The 7,067-nt window shown below is 72.5% G+C and carries 7 protein-coding genes; all 7 read left to right on the top strand.

The annotated features are described in order from the left end of the window. The first annotated feature begins 286 nt into the window (after positions 1-286). The 7 genes from ACWDR0_RS21750 (at position 287) to ACWDR0_RS21720 (ending at position 6,955) form a co-directional block, all read left to right on the top strand. Complete coding sequence (locus tag ACWDR0_RS21750; RefSeq protein WP_456353372.1) at positions 287-1,741, top strand: sensor histidine kinase; 1,455 nt, start codon at positions 287-289, stop codon at positions 1,739-1,741. Beyond that, positions 1,738-2,163 (top strand): roadblock/LC7 domain-containing protein, encoded by a 426-nt coding sequence (locus tag ACWDR0_RS21745; RefSeq protein ID WP_456353371.1) that lies wholly within the window; start codon positions 1,738-1,740, stop codon positions 2,161-2,163. The genes ACWDR0_RS21750 and ACWDR0_RS21745 overlap by 4 nt, the downstream gene beginning before the upstream one ends. After that, positions 2,160-2,516: a DUF742 domain-containing protein gene (locus tag ACWDR0_RS21740; protein WP_456353370.1), complete on the top strand. Its 357-nt coding sequence runs from the start codon at positions 2,160-2,162 to the stop codon at positions 2,514-2,516. The genes ACWDR0_RS21745 and ACWDR0_RS21740 overlap by 4 nt, the downstream gene beginning before the upstream one ends. After that, positions 2,497-3,120 (top strand): GTP-binding protein, encoded by a 624-nt coding sequence (locus tag ACWDR0_RS21735; RefSeq protein WP_456353369.1) that lies wholly within the window; start codon positions 2,497-2,499, stop codon positions 3,118-3,120. The genes ACWDR0_RS21740 and ACWDR0_RS21735 overlap by 20 nt, the downstream gene beginning before the upstream one ends. Further along, complete coding sequence (locus ACWDR0_RS21730; RefSeq protein WP_456353368.1) at positions 3,120-4,385, top strand: cytochrome P450; 1,266 nt, start codon at positions 3,120-3,122, stop codon at positions 4,383-4,385. Before ACWDR0_RS21735 ends, ACWDR0_RS21730 begins: the two co-directional genes overlap by 1 nt. After that, entirely contained in the window at positions 4,382-5,641 is a 1,260-nt protein-coding gene (locus ACWDR0_RS21725) for a cytochrome P450 family protein (RefSeq protein ID WP_456353367.1), read from the top strand. Before ACWDR0_RS21730 ends, ACWDR0_RS21725 begins: the two co-directional genes overlap by 4 nt. Before the next feature lie 180 nt (positions 5,642-5,821). Then, a complete protein-coding gene (locus ACWDR0_RS21720) occupies positions 5,822-6,955 on the top strand; it encodes a serine hydrolase domain-containing protein (protein ID WP_456353366.1) in 1,134 nt (377 codons plus the stop codon). Positions 6,956-7,067 lie beyond the last annotated feature (112 nt).

Genomic DNA, 7,067 nt, shown 5'->3' with positions numbered 1-7,067 from the left:
CCGGCCGCGCGCCCTCGCGCGCGGGCACCGGCGCCCGCGCGCAACCGCGTCCGCGCATCCCCGGACACCCCTGTTTCGCGCCGCCCGCCCGCCGCACGGCGGTATCGCGCCGGTGATGGCCCCGAAGCTCCCGGGAAGCCCCGCTCCGCCCCCTTCGTATCTGCCGAAAACTGGCCGGAAATTTATCCGGCCCGCCCGCGTGTCGCCTTTTCACGAGCGGCGATGACGGAGATTGGCGACCGGAGCCGGTGGTGAACCCGCCAACTGTTCTATAAGGTCCCCGGAGTTGACCACTTCGCACAGGTCTGCTGTGCACGAGGAGCAGTTGATGGCCGTGTCCGGCGCAGGCGGCGTCATCGTCGTAGCCGCCCTTTTACTGTGTACCGCCGTCGCGGTCGCACTGGTGTACCGGAACCGGGCCCGCCGGGCCGGTGCCCGGGCCGCGGACCTCGCGGCCGCCGCCGACCGGTTCGCCGACCAGGCCGTACCCGCGCTGATGACCGCGATCCGCCAGGGCGCCCGCGCGGGCAGCGCGCTCGCCGCCGTACCGGCGCCGGAGAACCCCGCCTACCAGCGGGTGCTGCGGCAGATCGCCGACGAGGCCGAACGCAGCGAGCGGCGGCGGATCTCCGCCGTCGAGGAGGCCGGGCTCGGTGAGAAGCGCCGCGCCGCGGCGATGGCGGCCTGTGCCAACGCGGCGGGCCGGATGCAGGCCATGACCACCGGCATGCTCGCCGACCTCCGCGAGATGGAACACCGCCACGAGGACGAGGACGTCCTCGCCGATCTGCTCCACCTCGACCACCGCACCGCCCAGGCGGGCCGGCTCGCCGACAGCATCGCCGTCCTCAGCGGCGCCCGCTCCGGACGGCGCTGGGCCAAGCCCATCCCGATGGAGTCGATCCTGCGCGGTGCCATGGGCCGGGTCGCGGGCTACCAGCGCGTCCGTATCCGTTCGGTCGCTGACATCGCTGTCGCGGGCCACGCGGCCGAGGGCGTGATGCACGTACTCGCCGAACTCCTCGACAACGCCTGCAACTTCTCTCCGCCGACCACCGATGTCCACGGCTATGTCGCCGAGGTCCCCGCCGGGGCCGTGATCACCGTCGAGGACAGCGGTCTGGTGATGGGCGATACGGCGCTGCGCCGCGCGGAGCGCGCGGTCTCCGGCGAGTCCGGGGACCTGTCCACGCTCACCGGCACCCGCCTCGGCCTCGCCGTGGTGGGCCGGCTCGCCAGGAAGCACGGGCTGACGGTCTCGTTCCGGCCCTCGGCGATCGGCGGCACCGGGGTGGTCGTGATGATCCCCCAGGAGCTGATCACCCGGAGCCGTCCGGACGAACCCCAGGTACCGGTGGGCCTGCGCGGCTCCCGCACCACGGGCCGTACGGCGGGGTCCTCCGCGTCCCCCGCCTCCCGCGGCCCCGCCGCCCCCGCGGCCCGCCCGGCCGCCGGGACGCACGACTTCGCCCCGGCCCTCGACCCCGGCGCCGTACCGGCGCCCGTGGCCGAACTGCCCAAGCGGCGGCGCGGCCGCACCCTGGCCGCCACCCACCCCGAAGGGCTGCCCGGCTCCGCCGCGCCGCGCGACGGCGGCGGCAGCGCCCGCCCGCAGTCCGCGGGTGCCGGAGCCCGCTTCGGCGCCTTCCGGCGTGCGGTGACCGGCCAGGAGCAGCACACCGGCCCCGGCGCCGGTACGACCACACCCCCCGCGAACCCCCTTTCGGAGGACGACCGATGACCGCATCAGCCACCGGCGCGGCTGGCCTCGGCTGGCTGCTGGAAGGACTGCTGGAACGCACGCCCGGCGCGCGGCACGCGCTCGTGCTCTCCCGGGACGGCCTCAAGCTCTGCCACACCGCCGGGCTTTCGGCGGACCGCGCCGACCAGCTGTCGGCGATCTCCGCCGGTATCCAGAGCCTCTCGCACGGCGCGTCCGTGGAGTTCGGCGACGGCTCCGGCGGCGTACGCCAGTCGATGACCGAGTTCTACGGCGGCATCCTCTTCATCGCCGAGGCGGGCGAAGGCAGCCATGTGGCGGTGATCGCGGCCGAGGACGCGGACGCCGGGCTGGTCGGGCACAACATGCTCGAACTGGTCGAGCAGCTCGGCGAGCACCTCAGCGCCCCGCCCCGGCCCGCCGAACCCGCACCGGCACCGTGATCCGCTCCGCCCGGGACGAGAACCCGGACCGTCTGTACACGCTGACCGGGGGCCGCAGCCGCCCCAGCCGGAACGACTTCGACCTGGTGACGCTGATCGTCGCCGAATGCGAACCGGCCCGGGGCATGCAGTCGGAGCACGCCGCGATCCTGCGGCTCTGCCCCCTGCCGGTCGCCGTCGTGGAGATCGCGGCCGAGCTGCGCTTACCGGTCAGCATCACCAAGATCCTGCTCTCCGATCTGCTGGACGCGGGCCGGATCACCGTCCGCCATCCGCGCACCCTGGCGGGCCCGGCGCGGCTTCCCGATCACGCCACCCTGGAGAAGGTGCTCGTTGGACTCCGCGAACTCTGACCTCGCCGAACCGCGCCCGGCGTCGTCCCGTACCCCGCTGAGCAGTACGGCCGACAACGGACTGAAGATCGTCATCGTCGGCGGCTTCGGCGTGGGCAAGACCACCATGGTCCGCTCGGTCAGCGACATCCGCCCGCTGAACACCGAGGAGACGATGACCCTGGCCGGCCGGGACATCGACGATCTGCGGGCGGTCCCGCAGAAGAAGGCGACCACCGTCGCCTTCGACTTCGGCCGGATCAGCCTCGACGAGCGCACCGTGCTCTATCTCTTCGGCGCCCCCGGCCAGGAGCGGTTCTGGTTCCTCTGGGACCGGCTGTTCAGCGGCACGCTCGGCGCGGTCGTCCTGGTGGACACCCGGCGGCTGGCCGACTCCTGGTACGCGATCGACCGGCTGGAGCACCACGGGACCCCGTTCATCGTGGCCCGCAACGACTTCGGCGGCCCGCCGCACACGGCCGGGCAGCTCCGGGAGGCGCTCGACCTCGATCCGCATATACCGCTGATCGACTGCGACGCCCGTTCCCGCGCTTCCAGCAAGAAGGTGCTGATCGCCCTGGTCGAGCATCTGCAAGCACTCGTCGGCACTCCGGAGACGGCCTGATGACCACCCCCGAACCCGCCCGGGAGAGCCGCTGCCCCGCGCATCCGGCCGGCCTGGACCCGGTCGCGCTGAGCGGCCCCCGCTTCCACACCGAACCGCACCAGCTGTACCGGGAGATGCGGCGCGAGCACGGGCCGGTCGTCCCGGTGGAGCTGCCGGGCGGCATCCCCGCCTGGCTGATCGTCAGCTACCACGAGATGCACCAGGTCACCAGCGATCCGGAGCTGTTCCCGCGCGATGTGAGCCTGTGGAACCAGTGGCCGAACATCCCGGACGACTGGCCGCTGCTGCCGATGATCCAGAAGCCGCAGCCGTCGATCTACTTCACCGCGGGCGAGGCGCACCGGCGGCATGCCTCGCTGGTGGTGTCGGCGCTGGAGAGCGTCGACCCGTTCGAGCTGCGGTCCGCCTGCGAGCAGCTCTCGGACCAGCTGATCGACGCCTTCTGCTCGCGCGGCGAGGCGGAGCTGGTGTCGGAGTTCGCCAAGCCGCTGCCGGTGCTGGCGCTGGCCCGGATGCTCGGCTACACGGACGCCGACGGCGCGGCGGTGGCCCGGGCGCTGGGTGAGCTGGTGGACGGCGGGGAGGGCGCGATGCGCGCCCATATGGAGTATCTGGCGCTCAACCACCAGCTCATCAAGGCGAAGCGGCTGGAGCCCGGGCCCGATGTGACGTCCTGGATGCTGGCGCAGGACGGTTTCACCGAGGAGGAGGTGGCGCTCAACGTCAAGGACGTCATGGGTGCCGCGTTCGTCACCACCGCGGACTGGATCGGGAACTCCATCCGGCTGATGCTCACCGACGACCGGTTCGCGGCGGCGCTCGGCGGCGGCCGGCACAGCGTCGGCCAGGCGATGAACGAGGTGCTGTGGGAGGACACCCCCACCCAGATCCTCGCGGGCCGCTGGGCGGCCCGGGACACCCTGCTGGCCGGGCGGCAGATCCGGGCGGGCGACCTGGTGATGCTCGGGCTGGCCGCGGCCAACGCGGACCCGCTGATCCAGCAGCAGTTCGCGCCCTCGCAGGGCGGCAACAGCGCGCACTTCTCCTTCAGCCACGGCGAGTACCGCTGCCCGCTGCCCGCGCAGGAGATCGCGGAGATCATCGCCCGTACCGCCATCGAAGTGCTGCTGGACCGGCTGCCCGATGTCGACCTGGCCGTGCCGGCCCAGACCCTGGTCCGCCGTCCCTCCACGTTCCTGCGCGGAATGACGGCGATCCCCGTTCGGTTCACGCCCAACCGTCCCACTGGAGACCAGCCATGAGCCGCACCGCCGCCCCCTCCCCCTCCCCCGCGCCCGCCCCCTCTCCCTCCCTGGTCATCGACCCCTTCGTCCGCGATCTGAACGGCGAGACCGCCTATCTCCGCGAGTCCGGCCCCTTCGTCCGCATCGACCTGCTGGGCGCTCCCGCCTGGACCGTCACCGAGCACAGCGTGGCCCGCGGGCTGCTCACGGACGCCCGGCTGGTCAAGGACATCAACCGCTGGAAGCTCTGGCAGTCCGGGGAGATCGACCGGCAGTGGCCGCTGGTCGGCATGATCGACACCGGTCGTTCGATGTTCTCGGTGGACGGGGCGGAGCACCGGCGGCTGCGGGCCAAGACCGCCCAGGCGATCACCGCCCGCCGGGTGGACTCGATGCGCCCGGTGGTGGAGTCCATCACCGCGGAACTCCTCGACGCCCTGCCGGAGCAGGCCGACGCCGACGGCCGGGTGGACCTCAAGACGCACTTCGCGCAGCCGCTGCCGATGAGCGTCGTCTGCAATCTGATGGGCGTCCCGGACGAGTCCATTCCGCGCCAGATGAGACTCTGGAAGAAGTTCTTCTCCGTCCTCACCCCGCAGGACGAGCGGCTGGCCGCCGTCGACGAGCTGACGGAGATCTTCACGGAGCTGGTACGGGAGAAGGCGGCGGCCCCCGGCGACGATCTGACCAGCGCCCTGATCCTGGCCGACGAGGGCGGTGAGCCGCTGACCGAGCTGGAGGTCATGGGCAACCTCAAGGACATGATCGGCGCGGGCCACGAGACCACGGTCGGCCTGGTCCTCAACGCGGTAAGGGCCCTGCTGACCCACCCCGACCAGCTGGCGCTGGTGCGCTCGGGCGAGATCCCGTGGGAGACGGTGGTCGAGGAGGTCCTCCGCTGGGACCCGCCCACCACCCATCTCCTGATGCGGTTCGCCACCGAGGACATCGACGTCGACGGCTTCGTCATCGGGCGGGGCGAGGGCGTGGTGATCTCGTACCGCGCGATCGGCCGCGACCGCGAGCGGCACGGCGGGGACGCGGACTCCTTCGACATCACCCGCGCCGTCCCGATCCGCCATATGACCTTCGGCCACGGCCCCCATATGTGCCCCGGCGCGGCCCTCTCCCGGCTGGAGGCGAAGATCGCCCTCCCGGCGCTCTTCGCCCGCTATCCGGATCTGCGGCTGGCGGTCCCGGCGGACGAACTCCGCAATATGCCGGTGATGACCCAGAACGACCTGGAGGCGTTCCCGATCCTGCTGAACGGCTGAGGCGTTCCGCCGCACCGGTGACACGTGTGAAGGGGCTGTACGGGGAGGATCCGTACGGCCCTTTCGGGTGCGGGCGCGCGAGCCGGGGCCGCCACCGGGGGACCCGGATCCCGGGGAATGGATGGACAGGCCATCGAGTTGCCGGAGGGGCAGGATCCGTAAGGCAGTTCGGGAGAGTTCATGAAGGTCCACGGCACGGTCACCGCCGGTTTCGATGGGGTACGGGAGGAGTTCGCCGCCTTTCTGGCGGCCGAGGAGCATGCGCCGGGCGCGCAGTTGGTGGTCCACCGGGGCGGCGAGCGGGTGGTGGACCTCTGGTCGGACGGGGTGACCGCGGAGTCGCTGGTCGGTGTCTTCTCGTCCACCAAGGGCGCGGCGTATCTGGTGACCGCGCTGCTGGTCCAGGACGGTCTGCTGGACCTCGACCGTACGGTGGCCTCGTACTGGCCGGACTTCGCCGCCGAGGGCAAGGGCGGGATCACCCTGCGCGAACTGCTCGCGCACCGGGCCGGGGTGGTCGGCCTGGATGCCGGCTTCACCCGGGAGGAACTGGCCGACGACCGGGCGATCGCGGCCCGGCTGGCCGGGCAGCGCCCGTTCTGGCAGCCGGGGCGGTTCTTCGGCTACCACGCGCTCGTGATCGGCGCGCTGGTCGGCGAGGTGGTGTTCCGGGCCACCGGCCGCACTCTGCACGAGTGGTACGAGGAGCGGATACGCGCCCCGCACGGCCTCGACCTGTGGCTGGGCCTCCCGGAGCGCGAAGAGCCGCGCTTTCTGACCACTCTGCCGATGCTGCCGACGCCGGAGCAGGCCGCCGAGCTGGAGGCCGCCGCCTACGGTCCGTACGGCCTGGCCGGGATCGCCTTCAATCGGAACGCGCCGGACAACGTCGAGCTCTACGACCTCCCGAACTCCCGCCCCGTCCGGGCGAAGGGCCAGTCGTCGGCGGGCGGCATCGGCTCCGCGCGCGGGCTCGCCGGTATGTACGCGGCGGCCGTGTTCGGCCTGCACGGCCGTGCTCCGCTGCTGAAGCCGGACACCGCAGCCGAGTTCGCCCGGATCCACTCCCAGGGCACGGACCTGGTGGGTGGGGAGCCGGACGCCTTCGGCCTGGGCTTCCTCGCCATGGGCCTGCGTCTCCCCGTCCTTTCGGCAGGTGCCTTCGGCCACAGCGGCGCCGCGGGCTCCCTCGCCTTCGCCGACCCCCGGCAGGGCTTCGCCTACGCCTACACCCGCCGCCGGTACGCCTTCCCGGGCGGCACCGCGCCGGAGAACACCGGCCTGGTGCGTTCGGTGGTCCGGGCGCTCGGCTGACGGGACGGCCGGGGGGCGGTGACACGTGTCCAGGAGGGCGTACGGGAGGTATCCGTACGCCCTCCTGGCGCCTTCAGCGGGCCGTACGGCACCGACAGCGCAGCGCCGCCGG

This window comes from Streptomyces sp. NPDC003691, assembly GCF_053981115.1.
Note: the sequence above shows the minus strand (reverse complement) of the source record. Positions and strands in the feature narration are given on the sequence as shown.